This is a genomic window from Catenulispora rubra, from assembly GCF_015356825.1.
GTDB lineage: Bacteria > Actinomycetota > Actinomycetes > Streptomycetales > Catenulisporaceae > Catenulispora > Catenulispora rubra.
The window spans coordinates 234216-258696 of the sequence record NZ_JAACYW010000001.1 but is presented as its reverse complement, the minus strand read 5'-3'; the positions used below and the strand labels follow the sequence as shown (position 1 = coordinate 258696).

General features: G+C 67.7%; 13 protein-coding genes and 1 pseudogene. 6 read left to right on the top strand and 8 right to left on the bottom strand.

The window, feature by feature from the left end:
- Positions 1 to 202 precede the first annotated feature (202 nt).
- From GWK61_RS01140 to GWK61_RS01115, 6 genes are all read right to left on the bottom strand, one after another.
- A complete protein-coding gene (locus GWK61_RS01140; RefSeq protein WP_194903920.1) occupies positions 203 to 1180 on the bottom strand; it encodes an alpha/beta hydrolase in 978 nt (325 codons plus the stop codon).
- Positions 1181 to 1195: 15 nt separating this feature from the next.
- Positions 1196 to 2662: a glycoside hydrolase family 43 protein gene (locus GWK61_RS01135; RefSeq protein ID WP_194903918.1), complete on the bottom strand. Its 1467-nt coding sequence runs from the start codon at positions 2660 to 2662 to the stop codon at positions 1196 to 1198.
- Positions 2659 to 3900 (bottom strand): glycoside hydrolase family 1 protein, encoded by a 1242-nt coding sequence (locus GWK61_RS01130; RefSeq protein WP_194903916.1) that lies wholly within the window; start codon positions 3898 to 3900, stop codon positions 2659 to 2661. The genes GWK61_RS01135 and GWK61_RS01130 overlap by 4 nt, the downstream gene beginning before the upstream one ends.
- Positions 3901 to 3930: 30 nt before the next feature.
- Entirely contained in the window at positions 3931 to 6336 is a 2406-nt protein-coding gene (locus tag GWK61_RS01125; protein ID WP_194903914.1) for a glycoside hydrolase family 3 N-terminal domain-containing protein, read from the bottom strand.
- Between the two features lie 12 nt (positions 6337 to 6348).
- Positions 6349 to 8799 carry a glycoside hydrolase family 2 TIM barrel-domain containing protein gene (locus GWK61_RS01120; RefSeq protein ID WP_194903911.1) on the bottom strand — a complete coding sequence of 817 codons (2451 nt, stop codon included), beginning with the start codon at positions 8797 to 8799 and terminating at the stop codon, positions 6349 to 6351.
- 122 nt (positions 8800 to 8921) lie between these two features.
- Positions 8922 to 10379 (bottom strand): MFS transporter, encoded by a 1458-nt coding sequence (locus tag GWK61_RS01115; RefSeq protein ID WP_194903909.1) that lies wholly within the window; start codon positions 10377 to 10379, stop codon positions 8922 to 8924.
- 471 nt (positions 10380 to 10850) lie between these two features.
- Here GWK61_RS01115 and GWK61_RS59205 point away from each other — a divergent pair, with 471 nt between their 5' ends.
- Positions 10851 to 12227, top strand: a complete 1377-nt coding sequence (locus tag GWK61_RS59205; RefSeq protein WP_194903907.1) for a diguanylate cyclase domain-containing protein — start codon at positions 10851 to 10853, stop codon at positions 12225 to 12227.
- Positions 12228 to 12312: 85 nt separating this feature from the next.
- Here the strand turns inward: GWK61_RS59205 and GWK61_RS01105 are convergent, their stop codons facing one another.
- Positions 12313 to 13662: a jacalin-like lectin gene (locus GWK61_RS01105; protein ID WP_194903906.1), complete on the bottom strand. Its 1350-nt coding sequence runs from the start codon at positions 13660 to 13662 to the stop codon at positions 12313 to 12315.
- Between the two features lie 224 nt (positions 13663 to 13886).
- Here GWK61_RS01105 and GWK61_RS01100 point away from each other — a divergent pair, with 224 nt between their 5' ends.
- Positions 13887 to 14870, top strand: a complete 984-nt coding sequence (locus tag GWK61_RS01100) for a LacI family DNA-binding transcriptional regulator (RefSeq protein ID WP_194903902.1) — start codon at positions 13887 to 13889, stop codon at positions 14868 to 14870.
- On the opposite strand, the gene GWK61_RS01095 is transcribed toward GWK61_RS01100, so the two are convergent.
- Positions 14848 to 15732, bottom strand: coding sequence for a hypothetical protein (locus GWK61_RS01095; RefSeq protein ID WP_194903900.1), 885 nt, complete (start codon positions 15730 to 15732; stop codon positions 14848 to 14850). The genes GWK61_RS01100 and GWK61_RS01095 overlap by 23 nt on opposite strands.
- Before the next feature lie 353 nt (positions 15733 to 16085).
- Between GWK61_RS01095 and GWK61_RS01090 the strand changes: the two genes are divergently transcribed.
- The 4 genes and pseudogenes from GWK61_RS01090 (at position 16086) to uidA (ending at position 24460) form a co-directional block, all read left to right on the top strand.
- A complete protein-coding gene (locus tag GWK61_RS01090) occupies positions 16086 to 18311 on the top strand; it encodes an MFS transporter (RefSeq protein WP_438939745.1) in 2226 nt (741 codons plus the stop codon).
- 4 nt (positions 18312 to 18315) lie between these two features.
- Positions 18316 to 21177: an ABC transporter permease subunit gene (locus tag GWK61_RS01085; protein WP_194903895.1), complete on the top strand. Its 2862-nt coding sequence runs from the start codon at positions 18316 to 18318 to the stop codon at positions 21175 to 21177.
- A gap of 54 nt (positions 21178 to 21231) precedes the next feature.
- Positions 21232 to 22551: a type 1 periplasmic-binding domain-containing protein gene (locus GWK61_RS01080; protein ID WP_194903893.1), complete on the top strand. Its 1320-nt coding sequence runs from the start codon at positions 21232 to 21234 to the stop codon at positions 22549 to 22551.
- 93 nt (positions 22552 to 22644) lie between these two features.
- Positions 22645 to 24460, top strand: a pseudogene (uidA, locus tag GWK61_RS01075) (beta-glucuronidase).
- Positions 24461 to 24481: the final 21 nt, after the last annotated feature.

Below are 24481 nucleotides of genomic sequence, written 5' to 3'. Positions count from 1 at the left end.
CTGTCGTCTCGAACCGCCAGACGTCGACCGGCAAGCGCTGCCCGTCGACTCCGGACCCGAGCGCACCCGTTCTGGCTTCCTGGCTTCGGGCTAGATCTCTGAGAGCCCGCGACAGTGTCGCAGGCTCGATGCCCATCCTTCCCGGCATCTCGTTTCCGCGTGTTCCGCCAAAAGCTGAGTGGTGCATGGTGCCGATTCCTTGCTAGTGCTTGGTGTCCGCGAGGAGCTGGTCAAGCCATTGCTTGCGCGCTGCGACGGCCTTGACGGCGAGGGCTGAGGCGGGCGCCATCTGCTCGAACCCGTGGTAGCCGCCGGGCCAGACGTGGAGTTCGGCATTCCCGCCGCCGGCCCAGATCGTGGAGGCGAAGGCGACGGCTTCGTCGCGGAACAGGTCGGCGCTTCCGACGTCGATGAAGGTGGGCGGCAGGCCTGTCAGTTCCTGGGCGCGGCCGGGCGCCTCGTAGATCGAGACGCTGTCCGTTCCGACGCGGTCGCCGAGCGCGGAGTGCCAGCCGAATTCGTTGCTCATCCGCGTCCACGGGACGCCGTAGGTGAACTGTTGCGAGGACACGCTGGTCATACGGTCGTCGAGCATCGGGCTCAGAAGAATCAACCCGCTGATCACCGGGCCGCCTTCGTCACGGAGCCGCAGCGCGGCGGCCGCCGCGAGGCCGGCTCCCGCGCTCCCGCCCGCGAGGATCAGGCGTGTGGGGTCGACGCCGAGCTCGTCCGCGTGGTCGGCGAACCACAGCAGGCCGGCGACGCAGTCGTCCAGTTGAGCCGGCGACGGGTGCTCGGGGGCCAGGCGGTACTCCGGCGAGACGACGACCGCTCCCGGAGACTGAGCGAGATCCAGCGCGTCCCCCGCGCCGTAGCGGTCGCCGGCGACCAAGCCGGCGCCGTGGATCCAGTAGATGCCGGGTGCGTTCGGGACCTGCTCTTCCGGCGTGAAAACCGCCAGCGTCAGCTGTCCGTTCGGGGTCGGGATCTCGACGTCCTTGTCCGTGATCTGCCGTCCGGCGAGCAGCGTTTCACGACCGGGCGGCCCATAGGAACGGGCTCGCGACAGCGTCTCCATGCTCAAGCCGGTCGGCGTCCTGTCCAGGACGTTGCCGGGGAATGCCAGCCAGGGTGCCGCGCTCTCGGGGTCGAGTTCGGGCCTGTTCAACGAGTCAGCCATGGTGTCAATCCTCTGCTACTTGATATCGGCGGCGTGGTAGGAGAAGCGTCTGAGCACTCGTACGCCGGCCAGGGACTCGACGCCGACGACGCGGCCGGTGAAGCCGCCGGCGACCTCCGTCGAGAAGTACCGTCCGTCGACCTGCGCCAACAGCTTGAAGTCCCCGTCCTCCCACTGCCCGAGTTCGATCCGGTCGGGCCCGGCCGGGAGCCGGGGGTCCTGTGCCGGTTCGACGGCGCGGATGCACAACGTGACTGGGCCGTCCGTGCCCCGGGGCGCTTCGGCGAGAACGTGGTCCAGCCCGCCGATGACGACGCGCGCGACGAGCGAGGATTCCCGCACCTCGATGCCGGTCCAGTGCGCGTCGTCGAGGCGCAGGACGAGACGCGTGTCGGCGCTGTCGACGACCGCGCTGGCCTGCCATTCGACGTCCCTGGTGCGGACCCCGAGAAGGCGGCGTGCGTCGGCGGGCGTTTCGGCGGCGGTCAGGGCTATGCCGCCACCGTCGGCGGGAGCGACGAACTGCGCGGGGTGGATGCCGGGGGAGATCCACCGCGGGTGCAGAACGGCGGCGGTGAAGTCGTCATCGAATGCCGTGTCGGTCTCGGGCACCTCGAAGTGGTCCTCGTCGAACACCGGCCAGTCGTCCTCCCAGCGGATGGCGGTGAGGAACGACTCACGACCGTTCACATGGAACCCGGGTGTCGTGCCACGCGGCCGTACTCCCAGATGGACCGCGGCCCACTCGCCGTTCGGCAGTTCGACGAGGTCGGCGTGGCCGGTGTTCTGAACGGGGTGCTCCGAGCTGCGGTGCGTGAGGATCGGGTTGGCCGGGTTTCCCTCGAAGGGTCCGGTGATCGATCGTGAGCGAGCGACCGTGACCGCGTGTCCCCGCTCGGTGCCACCCTCGGCGAGCAGCAGGTACCACCAGGAATTCCGGTGGTACAAGTGTGGGCCTTCGGGGTGAGCCATACCTGATCCGCTCCACAAGGGCTTCGGCTCGGACACCAGCGCACCCGAGGCCGGATCGATCCGCGCCTGCGAGATCGGATGCTCCGACAGGCTCGAGGCCCAGGTGAGATAGCAGGCGCCGTCTTCGTCCCAGGTCAGGTCGGGATCGATACCGTGCGCTCCGGTGGTGTACACCGGGGTGCTCCACGGCCCGGCCGGATCCTCGGCGGTCACGATGAGATGCCCTCGACGGAACTCCGCGACGTTCGTCGTGATCATCCAGAACCGCCCGCCGTGATACCGCAGCGTGGGGGCGAAGATCCCGCCGCTGTCCCACCGTGGCGGCAGCACGAGCTGGTCATCGCGATCGAGCACGTTGCCGATCTGCTCCCATCGGAGCAGATCGCGGCTGTGGAAGATCGGCACACCGGGGGCGTACTCGAATGATGAGTTGACGAGGTAGTAGTCCTGCCCGACCCGGCAGATCGAGGGATCGGGGTGGAACCCGGGCAGGATCGGAACACGGCTCATGCGGACACCGACGCCGACTTGTCGCCGGATTCGGCGCTCGCCTCCAGGCCGCCACGCCGGGCGACCTCGCCGAGCCACGCCAGGCTGGGCTTCGGCTTGCGCTCGAAGGTCTCCCGGTCGACCGCGATGAGCCCGAACGTCGGCTTCCAGTGGCCCCACTCGAAGTTGTCGAGCGCGCTCCAATGCACATAGCCGCGCACGTCGATACCGTCGTCGACGGCCGCGAACAGGTGCCGCAGGGCCTCGGACGTGTACGCGATGCGCTGGGTGTCGTCGGCAGTGGCGATCCCGTTCTCGGTGACCACGATCGGGACGCCGCCTGTCGTCTCCCAGGTGTGGCGCAGCGCGATTCCCAGCGCGTCCGGACGGTATGCGGCGCCGGTGAGAGTGTTGTCGGGGGCGTCCGGATGCGGAACGACGCCGTTCTCGTCGACGGCCTGGCTGGAGTAGGACTGGACCCCGACGAAGTCGTCGCCGCGTGCCCCTTCCAGGTACAGGTCCTCCTTGATGAACCGCAGCTCGCGGAGCTTGGCCTCGTTCCCGGGGGTGGCTGTCAGGGCCTGATTCGCGATCGTCCACCCGACCTTGGCGTCAGTCTCGTCCTTGAGGACTTCACGTGCGGCGTGGTGCGCCTCGACCAGCCGCAGCCCCACCTCGGGTTCCGGGTCCGGCAGGATCGGGTGCAGAGGGTCCGCGACGGTCGGTGTGAGCAGCTTCCTCGCCGCGGCCGACCGCACCGGGTCGCTCATCCACACCATGATGGCCAGCATGTTCGGCTCGTTCATGGTGCAGACCCACTCGACGTCGCCGAGGATGCCGCTGGCGTACCGCACGTAGGCCTGGAAGCGCTCGATCGCCTTCGGGCCGAGCCAGCCCAGATCCTCGGCGAACCACCGCGGCGCGGTGAAGTGGTGCAAGGTGACGACCGGGGTGAGTCCGAAGCCGAGGGCGGTGTCGATCATCCGCCGGTAGTGGGCGAGCGCTGCGCGGGAGAACTGGCCGGGCGCCGGCTCGACGCGGGCCCACTCGATCCCGAACCGGTAGCTGGTGAGCCCGGCGTCGGCGAGCAACCGCATGTCCTCGGCGTAGCGGTGGTAGCTGTCCACGGCATCGCCGCTGAGCTCCATACCGGGAGTGCGCAGTTCGCGCTGCCACCAGTCGCTGTTGACGTTGTTGCCCTCCACCTGGTGCGGTGCGGTCGCCGCTCCCCAGAGAAAGCCGGGTGCCAGTCGAGTCATTCTTGAGATCCTTCGTGCTGGAGGGCTGGGTCAGGATGTTTCGGCGTCGACAACGATCGACGCGTCGCACCGGATGTCATCGCTGCTGAATCCGGCGAGCACCGTGATGGCGCCCGCCTCGATGCCGCGGCGGCCGTCGGGCATCGTGTAGTGGAGCCGTCGGACGGGGGCTTCCAGGATGAGTCGGCGGCTTTCGCCGGCGGCCAGGGCGATCCGCTGGAACTGGATCAGCTGTCGGACCGGGCGGACGACCGAGGCGGCCTGATCACGCGCGTAGAGCTGCACTACGGTCTCGCCGTCGGCTTCGCCCGTGTTCGACACGCGGACGCGCGCTAGCATCATCCCCTCGACCAGCTCCACGGCCGGGCCGTCCTGTTCGTCGAGGGCGAGGCTGAACGACGTGTAGGACAGGCCGTGGCCGAACGGGTACAGCGGGCCCTGCTGCTTGAGGTCGCCATAGCCGTGGCGGGTCCCGGTCGGGTGGCCGTACCCGCTCCCGTGGTGATGCCCGTGGTAGATGGGCAACTGTCCGAGGTGCCGGGGGAAGGTGCTGGGCAGCTTGCCACTCGGATTGACCGCTCCGAAGATCGCCGAGGCGATGGCCGAGCCGCCTTCTTCGCCCAGGAGCGGGGCGAGCAGGACGGCGTTGGAAACCTGTGCCACTGGTTCGAGCAGCAGCGGGCGGCCGGAGACGACCACGGTCACCAACGGCTTCCCGGCCGCGGCGAGCGACGCGAGAAGTTCTTCCTGGTCTCCCGGGAGCACCGGCGAGGCTGTCGACTGGCCTTCTCCGGCCGTGTTGGTGCCCACCCACCCGGTACGTTCTCCGACGACGGCGACGACGAGGTCGGCGCCGTCGACGGCTCGGTGAAGCGCTGCTGTGTCCAAGGCCTCGCCGCTGTTGATGTCGAACCGGCCGAACGGTGCGAAGTCGATCGTCGCATCGAACTCGCGCACGGCTTCCAGGACGGTGCGCGCTTCGGGGTGGATCGTCCGGGCGCCTTCTTCGAAGACGGATTCCAGCTCCGGGATCCGGGTCTGGAAGATGTCGGTGAACACGAAGTTCGCCGGGTCCACGCCGGTGACCTTGCCTTCCCGGACGGCCCGCATACCGATCGGCATCTCCCTTGCGGCGACCGAGGTGTAGGCGGCGAAGTGGATCCGCAGCTCGTCCGCTGCCGGACCGACGAGGACGATGCGGCGCGCGCCGGGTGTCAGCGGCAGGATGCCGTCGTTCGCGAGCAGGACCATGCTGCGTTCGGCGATCGAGTGTCGTATCGCGGCGGCAGCCTCGGGATCCGGCAGCGCGGGTTCGGACTGCGGAGGTTCCACGTCCGCTCGCAGGGCCGTCGGGGCCAGGCTGAAACCGGGGATCAACCCGACTCGGGCCTTCGCGGTCAGCACTCTGGCGACAGCGATGTCCAGGACGTATTCGTCCAGCCGTCCGCTCTCGATCTCGTTCAGGATCGCGGGGAAGTTCACGGCGTCGGGCAGCTCGACATCCAAGCCCGCTGTGAGCGCCTGTCGCGCGGCATCGCCTTCGGTGACGGCGGTGCGGTAGGCGACACGCAGCAGGTTCACCGCGTCGTAGTCGCTGACGACAAGGCCGTCGAAGCCGAGTTGTCCGCGCAGGAAGTCGGTCAGCAGCCAGCGGTTCGCCCCTGCCGGGATGCCGTCGATCTCGTTGTAGGAGTTCATGACGACCGCGAGGCCCGCTTCGGTGATCGCCCGGCGGAACGGCTCGGCGTACTCGTCGGTCAGTGCCCTCCGGCCGAGCTGGGTGACGGCGGTGTTGAGGCCGGCCTCTGAGGCACCGTAGCCCAGGAAATGTTTGCCGGCCGCGAGGACGCCGTTCTCCTGATCCGTGCCCTGGACGCCGCGGACGAACGCGACCGAGAACTGGGCCGCCAGTTCCGGGTCCTCACCGTAGGTCTCGTGGACCCGGCCCCACCGCGGATCGCGGTTGATGTCCATGACCGGCGAGAAGAGCAGCTGGACACTGGAGTGGCGCATGTGCTTCGACGTCACCGCCGCGGCCTGTTCGACCAGCGACGGGTCCCAGGTCGCGGCTTGCCCCCACGCGGTGGGGAACTGAGAACCCGATACGTGCAGGAACCCGTTGATGCCCTCGTTGTGGACGAGCGCGCCGATGCCGAACGGCGACACGTCCCGCACGGCGTCCTGGATGGCCGCGAGATCCTTGCGCAGGCTCTCCGCATCGAACCCGAGGAACCAGGCCAGTGACAGGTGACCCACGCCGTGCGGGCGCAGCTCTGGAACAAGACCCGGATCGGGGGTGGGCGCCCGCCCGCCGCCGGCCCGCTGGACGAAGGTCTCCGCCACGCTGAAGCCGGTCAGCTGGGCGATCTTCTGTTCCAGCGTCAGCTTGGCGACGAGTCCTGAGATGCCTCTCCGCGTCTGCGATGAGATCAACATGCTGTTCTTCTCCTACTGCACAGTGACGGTGACTTCGACCGGGTCACAGCCTGTGGCGGTCGCGGTGAGACGGATCTGACCGGCGCCGATCGGGCGGACGACGGCCAGGGCACGACCCTCGTACGTCCATCGTTCCTTGGCGTCGAAGCGCTCCTCCGTCGACGGAACCGCACTGCCGAGGGCGATCAACGTGCCGGCTCCTGACACCTCGACGCTCACCAGTCGGTCGGCCGCGGGGTGAAGGGTCCCGGCGGCGTCCGTGAGGGTGAAGGGGATGTAGGCGAGGTCTCCGCCGGTCGCGTTGACGACGGGCCTGTCGGCTTCAGCCCGCAACTGCACCGGGCCGGTCGCGGACCGCAGGGCGAAACGGCCGGACTCGGCGCCGCCGCGGTAGGCGACGGCCAGGAGCTCGCCCGGTTCGTAGACCGTGTCGAACTCGGTGCGGAACCGGTGGTCCTCGCCGACCGGCCGCCTGCCGAGAGAGCGTCCGTTGACCAGGAGCTCTACCTCATCGGCGTCGCTGTACACCTCGACACTGATCGGTGAGTTCTCGAAGTCGGGCCAAGTCCAGCTGGCGATCGAGTCGCTCCAGGCCCAGGGCGTGCCGGCGTACGTCTTCCCGTGATGCTGCGGCCGTTTGACCGCCACGTAGGGCTGCGCGCGCAGACCGAAAACGATCTCACGGTAGAAGGATGCGGGGCGGCGGTGGCCGGTGATGTCGATGTCGCCGGTCTCGGCCACCAGGTGCGGGTACGGTGCGCTGAAGGCGGGCGGCGGACTGTCCGGGGTGATGTACTGCGGCCGCCCGATGCCGACCTCGCCGAGGTAGTCCCAACCGGTCCAGGCGAAGTCGCCGATGACGTGCGCATGCGCCTTGACCAGGCGCCAGTTCCCGTCGATGTGGGTCGTGAACGTTTCTGTGCCGAGGATGATCCTGTTCGGGAACAGCTCCTGGTCCGGCTCGTACCGCGCCTCCATGTAGTTCATGCCGGCCACGTCCAGCACGGCGAACGATTCGGCGGTGCGCTGCGTGACCAGTTCCGAGGCGCCGATCGCGTTCAGGCCCTGGGCCGGATCGGCCATGAGGGTGTTGATGCCGGCACCCTCGTCGACGGACGGGGCAGCCTGCTGCTTCCTCGCCTTCAGGTCCGCCATCACGGCGAGCATCCCGTTGATCCCGTTGGTGACGTAGCGGGTGCCGTCCAGCGAGCGGACCTTCTCGGCGAGCTCGCGTCCCAGGGCGGCGCCGGACGGCGACCCGACCTCCGGGATCTCGTTGCCGATCGAGTACAGGATGACGCTGGGGTGGTTGAAGTTCTTGGCGACCATCGCCTCGATGTCGCGTTCCCACCATTCGGGGAAGCTGAGGCTGTAGTCGAACTCGCTCTTGCCCGAGGTCCACATGTCGAAGGCCTCGTCCACCACGAGCACCCCGATCCGGTCGCAGGCGTCCAGCATGGCCTTGCTGATCGGCTGGTGCGACATGCGGATCGCGTTGAATCCGGCGTCCTTCAGAAGCTGGACGCGGCGCTCCTCGGCCCGGGAGAACGTCGCCGCACCAAGAACGCCGTTGTCGTGGTGTATGCACGCGCCACGAAGCTTGACCGTTTCGCCATTGATCCGAAGACCCCGGCGCGGGTCGAGGTGAAGCGATCGAATGCCGAAGGTGGCAGTCTCCGCGTCCACCTCTCCATCAGCGTCCGTCAGGGCGACACTGGCGGTGTAGAGCGTCGGCGATTCTGTGCTCCATAGGGCCGGGTCGTCCACGTACAAGCGCTGGCGGACCGTCGCGGGCTTACCGGGCAGCACCGAGACACGCGAGTCATCAGTGGAGACGACAGCGCCGGAGGAGTCGCGGATCTCGGTGCGGATGTCGACGGTCCGGATCTCGATCGAGTCGTTCTCGACCGTCGTCGCGACCTGGACGACCGCCAGCTGCGCCTCGACGTCCGGGGTGGTGATGCGCAGGCTCTCCGGCGCGATCCGGACAAGGCCGCCGACGAGCATCCAGGTGTCGCGGTAGATGCCCGAGCCGGTGTACCAGCGCGAGTCCCGGTGGCTGCGGGCCTCGACGTGGATCTCGTTGTCCTGGCCGAAGCGCAGGAAGCGGTCGGCGTCGATGAAGAACTGCGAGTAGCCGTAAGGGCGCTGGCCGGCGTAGTTGCCATTGATGTGCACGGTGGCGTCGCGATAGACGCCCTCGAATTCGATGAGGATCCGCTTGCCGCGAAGCTCCTCCGAGACGTGGAAGGTCTTGCGGTATTCGAAGGTCCCCCCGGGGAAGTAGGCGCCCGCGCCGCCGTCCATCCCGGATTCGGCGCTCGGCGCTCGCCGCTCCTGCCCGATCACCGCGTCATGGGGCACGATCACCGGCTGGAACGGGAACGAGTGGCCGCCCAGCTCGGCGAAGGGATTCACCTTAGCCCGGGACTGCCAGTCGTCATTGAAAGAAGTACGGATCATGTGATGTCCCTCAAGTGATCTGCGGCCTTGCCCTGGCCGTGCGCGCCGGGTCAGCCGGTCGTCTGCTGGAACTCGTTCTGCCGCGCCGACTCGGCGCGGCAGAACGAGGATCGCCGGGAGTGTCAGGCCGCCTGGCCGGCTTCGACGTCGTCGAGCTTCTTGACCTTCGGGATCAGCAGTACGAGCAGTACTCCGACCGCGCAGCAGGCGGTGACCAGCAGGAATCCCGCACGGAAGCCGGAGTCGCTGTAGAACTGCGTGCCCCGCATCACCTTGCCGCCCCGGGCCATGAGCACGAACACCAGCTGCGAGATGACGACCTGCACGGTGCCCTGCACCATCACCTGTGCGCCGTTGCCTTTTGCCTGATCCTGGGCGCTCACCGCCGCGATGACCATGATCGGGACGCTGGAGACCACCATGCCCATCCCGGTTCCGCTGAGCACACCCCAGCCGATGAGCTGGGCCGCGGTGTGGTGGAACTGGGATCCGAGTCCGTATCCGATGGTCGTCAGGATGCCGCCGCCGGCCAGCAGGATCCGCGCGTCGACCCGCCGGGCCAGGATGCCGGTCGCGATGGCCGCGCCGATCACCAGGATGCTCACCGGAGAGGTGACCAAGGCGTTGTGCGTCGCAGACCAGCCCAGCCCGTCGGAGATGGTGGGGATCTTCGGCATGAGCACCAGCAACTGCATCACGACGCCCACGGAGTACAGCGCGCCGGCGGCGACCCCGGTGGCGAGCAGGACCGTCCAGATCTTCCTCTGGGCCAGCAGCGCCATCGGGAACAGGGGGTCGGCGACCTTCGTCTCGACGACGGCGAAGACGACCAGTGCCACCAGGCCGCCGACGAGGAAGGTGAAGAACTTCCCGCTGGTCCAGCCCCAGTCCGAACCCTGGCCGACGCCGTAGACGATCGCGGTGAGCCCGCCGCCGAGCAGCAGCCCGCCGAGCCAGTCCATCCGGCCGTGCGCCTCGCGGACCGGGCTCTCGGGGAGGAAGGCCAACAGGATCGCCAGACACACGGCCGTGGAGATCGCCATGAACCACAGCGCGCCGCGGAAGCCCCAGGTGTCGATGAGCCATCCCGACAGGAACGGGCCTCCGACTCCGACGATCCCGACGCTGCCCGCGAGCAGCGCGCTCGCCGGCCCGACCAGGCGGCGGGGGAAGACGTCGCGCGCTGCGGCGTAGGCGACGGCCGCGGCGGCGCCGTAGATGCCAGCGAAGGAGCGCCCTATGAGCAGGGTGCGGTAGTCGGTGGCCACGGCGGCGACCAGGTCGCCGATCAGGCCGAGCCCGGTGACGATGACGAGCGTGCGCTTCTTGCCGTACATCCCGGCCGCCTTCACCACGAAGGGCAGGATGAAGACTCCGACCAGCGCACCGGCCTGGGTGAACCAGGCGATCTGGGTGGTGCGGAAGTGGATCGCGATCTGAGCCTGCGCGTTGCCGCTGAGCAGGCCCACGATGGGGTTCAACGCGACCGCCCACAGGAGGGCGAGCAGGATGAGCGCATGGCGCAGCCCGAATCCGGTGCCTTCCTCGGTGGGTTGCGGAGCCAACTTCGTGTCGGACATGGCGGCCTTTCCTGTGCTGGGAGCGAGGGTTCCTTACAGGTGCTGCGTTGTCGAGCGGAGGGGTCAGGAGCAGCTGGGTCCTCGACGTGCGTTCTTCGCGTCGGTCGAGGCGGGGCAGGTCGCCTGAGAAGTGGATCGACAGCCACGCGGAGGCGGTGAGCTTGTACCTCGGTGTGGTAATGCGCATTGCCAATGCGCATTAGTTAACGGCAGGTGTCCGGGGTTAGGCAAGACGCGGCTCCGTAACGAGTCGGTAACGTTGCTGTTCCCGGACGTGGGAGAGCGGACCGTTGCGCATTCAGTGCAGGTTCACCACGGGACACACCCGTTGACAACGGTCGGTTTCGGAACCGGGAGTCGCGACCCGACCCAGCAGAACGCGCCACCAGCGCTTAAGTCGAATGCACCGCCGCCGGCTGTTTCGAGTCGGCGGCGGATGCGTTGCCGATATAAGAAGATTACGCTCATTCCGTGGCAGACGAGGATGGACAGCCCTCAGTCTCGGCCGAGGCGCAGAAGGATCTGGCCTCGCTCAGCGACGCCGAGCTGGACGCCGTCTGCTTCTTCAATCTTCTGTCCGCCTGCGCCGACATGGTCTACTTCAAGGATCTGGAGTCCCGATTCCTGAGGGTCAGCGCCAGCCAGGTTCGGTTCACGGGTGCCGCCGACGCCGCAGCCATGCTCGGCAAGACCGACTTCGACTACTTCATCGCCGATCATGCGCGGGCCGCCTATGCCGCCGAACAAGAGATCATCCGCACCGGGCGGCTGCAGGCTGACGTCCATGAGTACGCCGTTCTGCCCTCCGACGTCAGACGAGTGGTCAGCTCCACCAAGCAGCCGCTGCGCGATCTGGACGGCCGGATCATCGGCACGTTCGGGATCAGTCGCGACGTCACAGCCCGCCAGGAGATCGAGGCTCGGCTGCAGGACCAGTCGGACGAACTCGACCGCCTTGGTCTGGAGTTCAAGACGATTCTCGACATAAGCCCGGAGCCCATGGCGCGTTACGATCGGGACCTGCGCTTCACCTATGTGAACCCGGCGGCCGAAGCGATCTTCGGGGTGCCGGCCGAGGCGATTCTGGGCCACACCAACCGGGAGCTCGGCCACCCTGACGACTTCGTGGAGGAGTGGGAGCGGGTCTTGTCGGGCGTGCTGGCAAGCGCCCACGGCGCTGACGCCGAGTACACGGTCATGGTCGCCGGCACCCTCCGGTACTTGCACGTCAAGCTGGTGCCGGAAGTCGGTAAGGACGGAAGCGTGCGCAGCATCCTGGCGCTGAGCCACGACTACACGGACCGCAAGCGTATCGAGGACGTGCTGGCCGACGAAGCGGTGCACGACCCGCTCACACGCCTGGCCAACCGCAAGTTGCTTCTCGACGGGATCAGGCGTGCGCTCGCGGTGCTGGGGGAGGGCGGGGGCAGGGTCGCGGCCCTTTTCATCGACGTCGACAGGTTCAAGGCGGTCAACGATGCTTTCGGCCACGTTGCTGGAGACAGCCTCCTCATCGCGGTCGCCAGCAGGTTGCGGCGGGCGGCGCGGCGCGGCGACCTGGTCGCGCGTTTCGGCGGCGACGAGTTCGTCATCCTGTGTGAGGGGATCCAAGCCGACGAGGATGTCGCCTTGTTGGCCGAGCGGATTCTGGCTGCGGTGAGAGAGCCCTTCGACAAGGTAGGCAAGACCATCGACATCAGCGCGAGTATCGGGATTTCAGTGACCTCGGACGCCGACAAGGATCCCGAGACGTTCCTCAGGGAGGCCGACAGCGCGATGTACCAGGCGAAGACTCGCGGATCCGTAGGCGGCTCGTACGCGTTCTTCGAGAGCGCGCACCACAGCTGAGGCCGTCATGCATGCCCCGTCCATGGGCATGCATGACGGCGCTATTCCGACGTCATCGAGAACGCTTCACGTGCGTGTCGCGTGGTCAGCTCAGGCGGGTGTAGACCAGCCCGAGCTTGTCGACCTCGGTGCCGGAGCGGCCGTAGAAGCCGGCCAGCTGCCAGCCACTCGGGGTGGCGTAGGTAGTGCAGTCCGACGTCACAGTTCCGCCAGCCAGGGTGCGGCCCTGGTCCGTCGTGTACTTGGTGTAGAACAGCCGGTTGTCGCCGTTGTACTGGCCTTCGCACAGTTCGACCGACGCGATGTGCTCGCCGCTGTTCAGTGTCAGCGACGCCGGGGTACCGCCGGTGCCGCCGTGGGTGAACGACGTGCCGTTGGCCAGGGTGAGCCCGACCTGGTCGACGCGGCTGCCGGCGCTGAGCGTGACCGTGGTGGTGCCGACGCCGGCCGGGATGGCAGCGCCGTCGTTGAACGGGGTGCCGCCGTTGCCGCCGAACAGGTCGCTCTGCTGGTAGTCAGAGTTTTGCGACCAGCTGAAGTCGGTGAGGATGGGGTCCATGTCCGACAGCATCGCGCCGGTAGAGTCCAGGAACTTGGCGTGCTCGTTGTTGTACGCGGTGGCGTTCAGGGTGATCTGCTTGCTGCTGCGGTAGAAGGTCTTGTTGGTGACCTCGCAGGTGTTCGTGATCGCGGTCTCGTCGCACATCAGCGGCGGCGCACCGGCCGGCGGGGCGATGCCGCCCTGCTCCAACTGCACCCAAGAGTCGGTGAGGCCGTTGGCCGCGACGAAATTCGCCAACTGGTCATCGCCGCGGGTGTAACGGCTGTTGGTGTCGCCGGCCACGATCACCGCGTCACCCGCCGAGTTCGCCTGCATGAACGCGGTCAGCTGCTGCCACTCGTTCTGCCGAGCGGTCTCGTCGCCGCTGCTGGTCCCAGCGTTGGTGTGCAGGTTGTAGTAGTCCACATAAACGCCGGGCGCCAGCTGCAGCCGCATCACCGAGAAGCCCTTGGGCGTGAGACAGTCGCCGTTGTCGGCGTGGCAGCTGGACCACTTGGTCCGGCTGAACTCGCTGAACGAGTCGTCTGACACCGTGTTCAAGCCGTCGCCGAACCCGGCCGGGCCGCTGGTCGGGGTGCGGTTGGCGTGGTTGTCGCCGGCGTAGATGTACGCGTGGTAGTTGAAGTCCTCCTGCATGTTGACCACGTCGTAGGGCTGGATCCGCTGCCCGATCTGGGTGGCGGCGTCCTCCATCGACAGCTTCGTCGGCGGCTCGTGCACCACCGGCAGCCCGGCCACGTTGTAGTTCAGCAGCGAGAACGTGCCGGACGTCGCGGCGGCGGAGTGCGCGGCCGGGGCGGTGCCGGCCACGGTGATGCCGAGCGGGATGACGCCGACGGTCAGCGTCGCGGCGACGGTGCGGATCTTCCTCATTCTTGTCGTCCATTCCGTTGCGGGGAGCGGCTTCGGGGGCGAGCCGCCGGTACGGAACGTTAAGAGTCGAACACGTCACGGAGCGGATCAGAGGGCTGAATAGTACTCGTCGGTAGTGTTAACGGTCACACGGTATCGGTGGAAGTCAGGTAATGCGCATTAAATCGCAGGCTTTACCATAGGCACTGGCCGCCGGAAACGGCCGATCCCGGGAACGAGGGCCCATGTCACGACCTGGCAAACGAGCCACCAGCACAGACGTCGCGCGGGCCGCGGGCGTCTCCCAGACCACGGTCAGCTTCGTCCTGAACGACCGGCCTGGTCAGCGGATCTCCGAGGAGACCCGCCAGCGTGTCCTGGAGGCCGCCGAGCGCCTGGACTACCGGCCTCACGGTTCGGCGCGTGCGCTGGCGGCCGGCCGCAGTGATGTCGTGCTCCTGTCCGTCCCCGACCTGCCGATCGGCGCGGGCATCAGCCGCTTCGTCGAGGAACTCGCCGCCGCGCTCGCCGCCCGTGGTCTGACGCTGGTCACCCATCTCTCGGGAGCTCATGGACGACCGCTGCCCGACGTGTGTGCCGCCGTCAACGCCTCCGCGGTCATCGGATTCGAGTCGTTCGACCCCGAGACGGTTCAGGCGCTGCACCGGATCGGTGCCGACGTCGTCCTGCCTCTTCAATCGGATGATCTCCATTCCATGCAGCCGATCGGCCGGTTGCAGGCCGAGCACCTCCTTGCCCGCGGACACCGGTACCTCGGCTATGCCATGCCAGCACACCCCGGCCTCCGTCCGATGGCCGAGGAGCGGCTGCAGGGCGTAAGGGATGCGTGCGCCGCGGCCGGTATCGAACCACCGATGGTTCTGACCACCAGCCTGGACCTCGTCGACGCGGCTCAGGCCGTGACTCAGTGGGCCGCGCAATCGGTCACCGGCGTCTGTGCCTTCAACGACGAGACCGCGATCGCGATCCTCGCGGGTATGCACGACAACGGCCTGACCGCGCCCGCCGACTTCGCTGTCATCGGGTCCGACGACATCCCCACCGCCCGGCTGGCGATTCCGGCGCTGACCACCATCGCTTTCGATCTCCATGCGGTAGGTCGCCGCCGCGCCGAAGCCGTTGTGGCCAGCCTGTCAGGCCTCCAACTCGACCAAGCCGCGCTTCCTCCGGTGGTTCCGCCGAAGGTCATTCAGCGGGCTTCGACCTGACCGGGCTGTCCGGCAGTCGCACGACGGCGGTGCCGGCCTGCGATTCGCCGAACTCCCAGCCGGCGATCAGCGAGCAGCCGATCTCGTCCAGGATGTCGGTGCTGAAGGGCCATGCCTCGGCACCGCAGTAGTAGGCGCCGCTGGCGCGGGCGTCGTCCTGATCAAGGCAGAGCATGCGCAGGTGGTCGCGCAGAGCGGGCAGCGGGACCGCGCTCAGTGTCTCCTCCCACCGTTGCTCGGCGGCGTCGAAGTAGCCCTCGTCGCCGAAGGGCGCCAGGTCGTCGGGGCCCCGGTCGGTGAAGGTCGCGGTCCGCATCGCATGGGCGAGGGTGCCGTCGGTGGCTACTCGCAACACCACGGTCAGCCAGCCGTTGAGCTGCTCGGCACTCTCGTGGGCCAGGTCGACGCCGTGGCGGGCGAGCAACGGTCCCAGGTCCGCACCGCGCACGAGTACCCGGTCGGCACCGTCGATCGCGACGGCCCGTACATCGGCGGCGAAGTCGCCGCGGAAGGGCCGCGGGCCCTTGTGTCCACCCTCGCCCCACGCCCCTGTCAGGTCGAGGAGCTCGGCGTCGAAGCGGAACAGCGACTCGCGGAAGTCGAACCGCCACTTCGCGGGAGAGAACGGGTACCCGTCCGCGCCCGGAAACAGCAGCTCCCCGGGCTCGTGGTCGGTCAACGCCTCGGGTGTGGCCCAGACGCTGGGGAACAAGAACTCGTCGATGCCGTCATCGGCGTAGTAGACGCCGTATACGGCATCAGGGTCCTCATCAGGCCTCCCTCCGAGCAGTAGTCGGAAGGCGTCGTCGAGTGCGGCGTCCCACGCGCCAGGCCCGGTCGCCGGAGTCGTCACAGATGTCATGAGGTTTGCTCCTGGAGGTCGGTTTGCTCGGGCGTATGGAATGTATCTGCCGTCGGCGACAGCGGCGGGGCGTCCGGGTGATCAACAACGTCCCATCGCTCGGTAACGCGCTCGTTACGAACCTGTGACTTGCCAGGGTTCTGGTCCTGCCCTTTACTAATGCGCATTGGCAATGCGTATTGGCAATGCGCATTACTTGAACCATTCGGGACACGTCCGAGCTGCTCGGACGGCATCCCGCGATCCCCGTGCGCCATTGCGCTCTCGTGTCGAGTCGTTTCCATCAGTGATCGAATTCCCTCCATTCGCACCGAGGAGAGCTCCATGCAATCGCTTCACAGCCCGCCCGGGCGGTGGGCTCCGTGATCGCTTCACGGGAGACCGTCGAGCCTCAGGCAGACGCCGCGGGCCTGGCCGCCAGGCTGATCGAGGCCGAGGCCGAGCGCCGGGCGCGCCAGGCCGACGGGCGGCGTGAGGCGCTGTTCGCCGACGAACTGCTGCCAGGTGTCGGCGGCGAGACCGTTTCGCTGCGTCAAGGGCTGGCGGCCGGCGGGCTGGCGACGTTCCTGACTCTGACGGTGCTCGCCGCCTTCGACAATCTGGAGAGCGCGACGCTGGGCGTCCTGGCTCCGGATATTCGGCGGGCGTTCCACGTCAGCAACGGTGTCATCGTGTTCATATCCGCCGCCTCAGGGGCCTTCCTCGTGCTCGGGGCGCTGCCCATGGGCTGGCTGGCCGACCGGTTCCGGCGTGGCCGTGTCGCCGGGATCGCGGGGCTGGTGTTCTCCTCCATGGTTGTCGCCTCCGGGCTGGCGGCCAACGTGTTCCTGCTGTTCCTGGCCCGGTTCGGCGTGGGTGTCGCCAAAGCCAGCACACTGCCGGTGCACGGGTCGATGGTCGCCGACGCCTATCCGATAGGGATACGCGGAAGGTTGGCTGCGATCTCGGGGATGGCCGGCAGCATCGTCGGTGCGCTGAGTCCACTGGCCGTCGGGGGTCTCGCGGCATGGGCCGGCGGGTCGAACGGATGGCGCGTGCCCTTCCTCATCCTGGGTCTTCCGGCTGCGGTCGTGGCGGTCCTGGCCTTGCGCCTGCCCGAGCCCCGGAGGGGCCAGCAGGAGATGACCTCCGTCCTCGGCGAAGTCGTCGTGGACAAGGAGCCGATGCCGATCTCCGTCGAGGCGGCGTTCGCCCGGCTGCTGCGGATCCGGACTCTCAAGTCGACCATCGTGGCCTTCTCGGCCATCGGATTCTCACTGTTCACCGGTGCGGTCCTGACGAACCTGTGGCTCGACCAGCACTACCACGCCGGCGCGTTGCAGCGCGGTGTGCTGGGGACCATCGGAGGGCTGGGCGTCCTCGCCGTCCTGCCGTTCCTCGGTCCCCGCTACGACCGGCTCTATCGGCGTGATCCGTCCCGCGCGCTGACGCTCGTGGGACTGCTGATCATTCCAGCCGCGCTTCTGGGGCCGGTCCAGTGGTTCATGCCGACCGCGCTGAGCTTCACTCTGGTCGGCATCCCTGTCCTGCTTCTGCAGACCGCCGCGTTCACGATGATCAGCCCGGTGCTCCAGTCCATCACGCCCTACCGTCTGCGCGGGATGGGCACGGCGCTGGGCTCCATCTACATCTTCTTCATCGGTGCCACCGGCGGAGCGCTGTTGGCCTCGCTGATCAGCAACGCCTACGACCCGCGCGTCGCGACCCTGGTGGTCGGCGTGCCGTCCGGGCTGCTCGGCGGCCTGCTGGTGGTCCGCAGCTCCACGTTCATCAAGAACGACCTCTCGCTCATCGTCGCCGAACTGCGCGAGGAGCTCGAAGAGCGCGACCGCCGGCTCCAGGACCCCGGCGACGTCCCGGTCCTGCAGGTCCGGGACGTCGACTTCGAATACGGCCACGTGCAGGTGCTCTTCGACGTCGCCTTCGAAGTCCATCGGGGCGAAGTGCTGGCGCTGCTCGGCACCAACGGCGCGGGCAAATCGACGATCCTCAAGGTGATCTGCGGTCTGGGCACGCCCTCGCGCGGCGTGATCCGGCTCAACGGGCGCACGATGACCTACGTCGCTCCCGAGAAGCGCGGGCGCTATGGCATCCACCTGCTGCCCGGCGGCAAAGGGGTCTTCCCGGCCCTGTCTGTCCGCGACAACCTGCAGATGGCCGCGTTCGTCCTGCGCAAAGACCCCGCGGCCCGGGAGAAGAGATTCGCCTACGTCCTGGATCTGTTCCCTGATCTGGCCGGGCGCCAAGACCAGCTCGCCGGATCGCTGTCCGGCGGCCAGCAGCAGTTGCTGGCCCTGGCGATGGTGCTGCTGCACGAGCCCGAAGTCCTGCTCATCGACGAACTCTCCCTGGGCCTGGCCCCGGTCGTCGTCGGTGACCTGCTGGAGGTGATCGAGCGGCTCAAGGCCGACGGTCTGACGATGATCATCGTCGAACAGTCGCTGAACATCGCCCTCGCCCTGGCCGACCGTGCCGTCTTCTTGGAGAAGGGCCAGGTCCGCTTCACCGGGTCGGCCCGCGAACTCGCCGAGCGCGACGACCTGGCGCGCGCGGTGTTCCTCGGCCGGGACGGCGGCTGAGACGATGACGCTCTTCACCCCGCAACTGCTCCTCGACGGCGTCGTGGACGGCCTGATCATCGGCCTGCTCGGCATGGGCATCGTGCTGGTCCACCGGGCCACCAAGGTCATCAACTTCGCGGTCGCGAACATGGGCCTGATCGGCTCAGGCCTTTTCGCCGACCTCGTCCTGGACTTCCATACCCCGTTCTGGATCGCGCTGCCGATCGCACTCCTGGCCGGCACGCTGTTCGGTCTGCTCGTGGACCGCGTGGTCATCCGCCGCCTGTTCTACGCCCCGCGCGTGATCGTCCTCGTCGCGACGATCGGTGTGGCGCAACTGGCCCTGGCCGTCGTCAGCTCCCTGCCGAAGATCCATGACGAGACCCTCTACTACCCGACGGTCTCCGGCGCGGTCTGGCATCCGACCAGCCGGCTGCAGATCAGCGGCACCCAGATCGCCGTTCTCGTCGTCGTTCCGGCGACCGCCCTGGGGCTGTCCTGGTTCCTGAACCACACCCTGTTGGGCACGACGGTGAAGGCCGCAGCCGACAACCCCGAGCTGGCCCGGCTGCAGGGGATCAGCCCCAAGGCGGTCTCGGCGGCGGTGTGGTCGATCGCCGGCCTGGTCTCCTCGCTGTGCCTGATCCTCATCTCCGGCGAGAACCGGTCTGTGACCGACCTGGCGACCCTGGGCCCGACCACGCTGGCCCGGGCGCTCGCCGCAGCGGTGATCGCGCGCATGGTCTCCTTCCGCGTCGCCATGGCTGCCGGCGTGGGTCTGGGCCTGTTGCAGGCGGTGGTCCAGTTCAACTGGCTGGACAACGCCGGGCTCACTGATGCTCTGGTGTTCGTCCTGGTGCTCGTGGCGGTGTACATCGTCAGCCGGAGCCAGCGTGCCGACACCGGCGCGTTCTCCTTCGCCCCGAAGGTGCGGCCGGTGCCCGAGCGGCTGCGCGAGATCTGGTGGGTACGCAACATCGAGCGCCTGACACTCCTTCTGTTGGGGGTCGTGGCGGTCATCGTGCCGCTGGTGGTCAGCCTGCCGTCACGGCACCTGCTCTACACGGTCATCCTGTGCTACGCGATCTGCGCGGTCTCCGTCACGATCCTTACCGGCTGGGCGGGACAGCTGTCGCTCGGGCAGATGGCTTTCGCAGGCCTCGGTGCTCTGACCGCCGCCGCACTGGTCCGGGGAGCTCAGGTCGACCTGGGAAACAGCATCCTCACCATCCACGCGCTGCCGTTTCCCGCAGCCGTGGCCATCGCTGCGCTGCTCACCTCGGCGCTTGCGGCGTTGTTGGGTATCGGCGCGTTGCGAGTGCGCGGACTGTTGCTTGCCGCGACGACGTTCGCGTTCGGGATCGCGTGCGAGCAGTATCTCTATGCGCGTCCGATCTTCATGGACTCACCGGGGTCCGGCACGGCGTCCTTCCCGCGCAGCACAGTGTTCGGGATCGATGTCACCTCGCAGCGCGCGTACTACTACGTCGTCCTGGTCGTACTCGTCGTCGTGCTCATGCTGGCAGGGCGGCTGCGGCGCACCGGTATCGGACGTACGACGATCGGCGTGCGGGACAATCCGTCTACCGCCGCCGCCTACACGGTCGCCGCCGCACGCACGAAGCTGCGTGCCTTCGCCCTGGGCGGCGGGATCGCCGGGACAGGCGGAGCGCTGTTGGCCGCGGCCCTGCAGTCGGTCCCGACCGACCACTACTTCCTGTCGGCCGACTCGTTGTCGCTGGTATCGATCGTGGTCATCGGCGGCCTGGGTTCGACGACGGGACCGGTGCTCGGGGCACTGTGGGTGGTAGGGCTGCCCGCGTTCTTCCCGGGAAACCCGATTGTGCCACTGCTGTCGTCGAGCCTCGGTCTCCTCGTTCTGCTGTTGTACTTCCCGGGCGGCCTCGTGCAGGTCGGCTACAGCGCGCGCGACGGGCTGCTCGCTTGGGTCGACAAACGGATGCCTCCGGCTCCTGCCAAGACCACTCTCGATCCTCCGGTATCGCTCACCATGAGGACGCGCGCTCCGCTTCCGGCCGGCCGGCCCGTGCTGGCCACCTCGGAGATCCGGGTGCGCTTCGGCGGTGTCACGGCGGTCGACGGAGTGTCGATCGAGGTGCACGCCGATGAGATCGTCGGCCTGATCGGCACCAACGGAGCCGGGAAGTCGACGCTGATGAACGCCATCGGCGGGTTCCTCCCCGCGGCCGGCCGCGTCGATCTGCTCGGCCGCGACGTCAGCGGCCTGGCACCGCACAAACGAGCGGCTCTCGGGCTCGGCCGAACCTTCCAGGCCGCGACGTTGTTCCCGGAGCTGACCGTCTCGGAGACCGTCCAGATCGCACTGGAGGCGAGGGGCCGCAGCGGGCTGCTGTCCACGGCGCTGCTCTTGCCGAAGTCGATCCGCGGCGAACGGGCAAAACGCGCCGACGCCCACGACCTCATAGACTTCCTGGGGCTGGGCCGCTACGCCGACGCGTTCATCGGCGAGTTGTCGACCGGCACGCGGCGGATCGTCGAACTGGCCGGCCTGTTGGCACTGGACGCGCGTGTCCTGTGTCTGGACGAACCCACCGCGGGCGTCGCTCAACGGGAGACCGAGGCGTTCGGTCCGCTCATCCGCGAGGTCCGCCGCGAGATGGGCGCTTCGATGCTCATCATCGAGCACGACATGCCGTTGATCATGGGCATCAGCGATCGCGTGTACTGCCTTGAGACCGGCCGGATCATCGCCGCGGGCGAGCCGGCGACTGTACGTCACGATCCGCGTGTCGTCGCCAGCTACCTCGGTATCGACGAGCGCGCCATCACCCGGAGCGGCACCGTTCCGCCTCCGCCAAGCCCTGTCGCGGCCCCCGCCGAGACAGCCGACAGAACCGCCTGATCGTCACCGAGCACAAAACCCTGTCCCCTCTCTCAGAACAGGAAACTCAGCGCGATGACTTCCCAGAAAACCCTTCGCCGCGTGGTGGCCGCAGTCACCGCTGTCGCGGTGATAGTGCTGGCCGGTTGCTCGACCCAATCCAAGAAGGCGGCGACACCGTCCGCGTCCGGGTCCGGAACCTCCGTTTCCTCCGGCCGCTCCTTCCCCACGACTGCGACCGGCGTCACCGCAGACTCCATCAAGATCGGTGTCGTCTACCCGGACTTCAGCACGGTCAAGCAGTACGTGAACATCGATCAGGGCGACTTCCAAGCCTCCTACAACGCGATGATCGCCAAGATCAACGCGGCCGGCGGTGTCAACGGCCGCAAGATCGTCCCGGTGTACGGCAAGCTCGACCTGGTCTCCCCGGCCAACACCACGCAGACCTGCGTCCAGCTCACCGACGACGACAAGGTCTTCGCCGTCATCGGCACCTTCACCAACCCCGACCAGCCGCTGTGCTACGCACAGACGCACAAGACCGCGGTCATCGGCGGTGACGAGACCGCGGCCAGCCTCGCTCTGGCCCAGGCCCCGTGGTTCAGCACCAGCCAGGGTGGCGACGCCGCCGTCGCGGCGGTCGACACGCTGTCCGCCGCCGGAAAACTCACTGGCAAGAAGGTCGCGGTCATCGCAATCCAGGCGGACCAGGCCTCGATGGAGGGCTCGGCGATCCCCGAGCTGAAGGCCAAGGGCATCACCCCGGTCGCCACGGCCGTCATCACGGCCCAACCGAGCGACGCCACCGCCATGGGAACGCAGATGGGGATCGCCGCCCAGAAGTTCCAGTCGGCAGGCGCCGACACCGTCCTCATCGTCGGAGGAGCGGGTGGCGGATACACGGCCTTCGAGGAGCACATCTCCTACCGGCCGCAGCTGATGTACACCTCGGCGGCCGACGCTGAGTCCTACGTCACGAGCAACGGCAAGCACGACTTCACCACCATCGCGAACGCCCTGGCGACCGACCCGGCGACCAGCTTCAGCGACCCGGCGAACCTGGACTGCATGAACACCATTCAGGCAGCGGTCCCGGGCCTGGCTGGCAAGCTGACCGATCCGCAGCTCGCCGCGCCGGGCGCTGCCACCCCGGCGACCTCGGCCACCGCGGCCTGCCTGTACTTGTCATTGTTCAAAGCAATAGCGGACAAGGCGGGCAAGGACTTGAACTACGAGTCCTTCCAGCAGGCCGGAGCGGCTCTCGGCAAGATCCACCTCCCGGACTACACCGACGACGCGAACTACACGGCCACCACGCCGAGCGGGGCCATCCCGGAGCGGCTGTTCGCCTTCGACCCGTCCACGAACCACTACGTCGTGCGTAGTTCCTGAGCGATTCGACGGAACCGCAGTGGCGGCCGCGGCCGCCACTGCGACGCACCCGCACGGTGCACTGAACCAGAACCATGAACAGGAGGAAGCCTCATGCTGAAACCCCGATCCACTGCCACGCGCGAGTTGGTGAACCTCGACGGGCTTTGGCGGTTTGCGGTCGGGGGAAGCATCGCGGCGGATCCGTGGACGGGACCGCTCGACACGAGACTTGAGGCCGCAGTGCCGGCCAGCTACAACGACCTGTTCACCGACAGCGCCATCCGTGACCACGTGGGCTGGGCCTGGTACCAGCGCATGGTGCGTGTGCCGCGCGGCTGGGCGGACGAGCGCGTGATCCTCCGCTTCGACGCAGCCACCCACCACGGGAAGGTGTACGTCGACGACGTCCTCGTCGCCGAGCACGTCGGGGGTTACACGCCGTTCGAAGCGGACATCACCGAGCAGGTCCGGGCCGGTCGGGAGTTCCGGCTCACCGTCGGCGTCGACAACGAGCTGACGAACATCACGATCCCGCCGGGCTCGATCACTGTGGCGGCCGACGGCCGGCGACAGCAGAAGTACCTCCACGACTTCTACAACTACGCGGGCCTGGCACGCTCGGTGTGGCTGTACAGCGTTCCGGCCGTTCACGTCGAGGACATCACAATCGTGACCGGTCTGGACGGGGCTGCTGGGACTGTCGAGTACTCGGTAGAGACGAGTGAATCGAGTGAGTCCGCGTCGGTACGCGTGCGTGTGCTCGACGACACGGGCACCGAAGTCGCCGCGGCGGACGGCGCGAACGGTGTTGTGCGCGTCGACGACGTGACGTTGTGGCAGCCCGGTGCGGCATACCTCTACGACCTCGTTGCCGAGGTGCTTGAGGGAGACGAGGTCGTCGACACCTATACGCAGCCGTTCGGCGTTCGGACCGTCGAAGTCCGCGGCACACAGTTCCTCATCAACGGTGTTCCCTTCTACTTCACCGGCTTCGGCAAGCACGAGGACACGGCCGTCCGGGGCAAAGGCCACGACGACGCCTATCTGGTTCACGACTTCCAGCTCATGGAGTGGATTGGCGCCAACTCCTTCCGCACGTCTCACTATCCGTACGCCGAGGAGGTGATGGAGTTCGCCGACCGGCACGGCATCGTCGTCATCGACGAGACGGCGGCGGTCGGACTCAACATGGCCGTCGAAGGAGGCATCGCCGGCCGGCCGCACCGACCGACGTTCTCGAAGGAGACGTGCAACGACCAGACCCGCGCGGCGCATTGTCAGGCGATCAGAGAGCTGATCGCGCGCGACAAGAACCACCCCAGCGTCGTCATGTGGTGCATCGCCAATGAGCCGTCCTCGAATGAGGAGGGCGCGCGCGAATACTTCGAACCTCTGGTCGAGCTCACCCGCGGGCTCGACCCGACCCGACCGGTCTGCTACGCCGTCGTGATGTTCGCGACCTCGGCGAACGACCGCATCGCCGACCTGTTCGACGTCGTTTGCCTCAACCGGTACTACGGCTGGTACGTCACGCCAGGGGACCTCTTCACGGCCGAGGCCTACCTGGAGGGCGATCTGCGGGCTTGGGCCGAGAAGTTCCCGCAAGCCGGTCATGATGACCGAGTACGGCGCGGACACCATGCCAGGACTGCACTCAATGTGGGACCAGCCATGGACCGAGGAATACCAGCAGGCCTATTTCGAGGCGCACCATCGCGTATTCGACCGGATCGACGCCTTCGTCGGCGAGCACGTCTGGAATTTCGCCGACTTCCAGACCAGCAACGGCGTCCACCGCGTCGGCGGCAACAAGAAGGGCGTGTTCACGCGCGATCGCCAGCCCAAGGCCGCCGCCCACGCGCTGCGCGCGCGGTGGAAGGCGTTGGACGGCAACAAGCCGTCGGCCGGGAGCGCGCCGGGGACGTGAAACAGGACGATTCACCCTCGT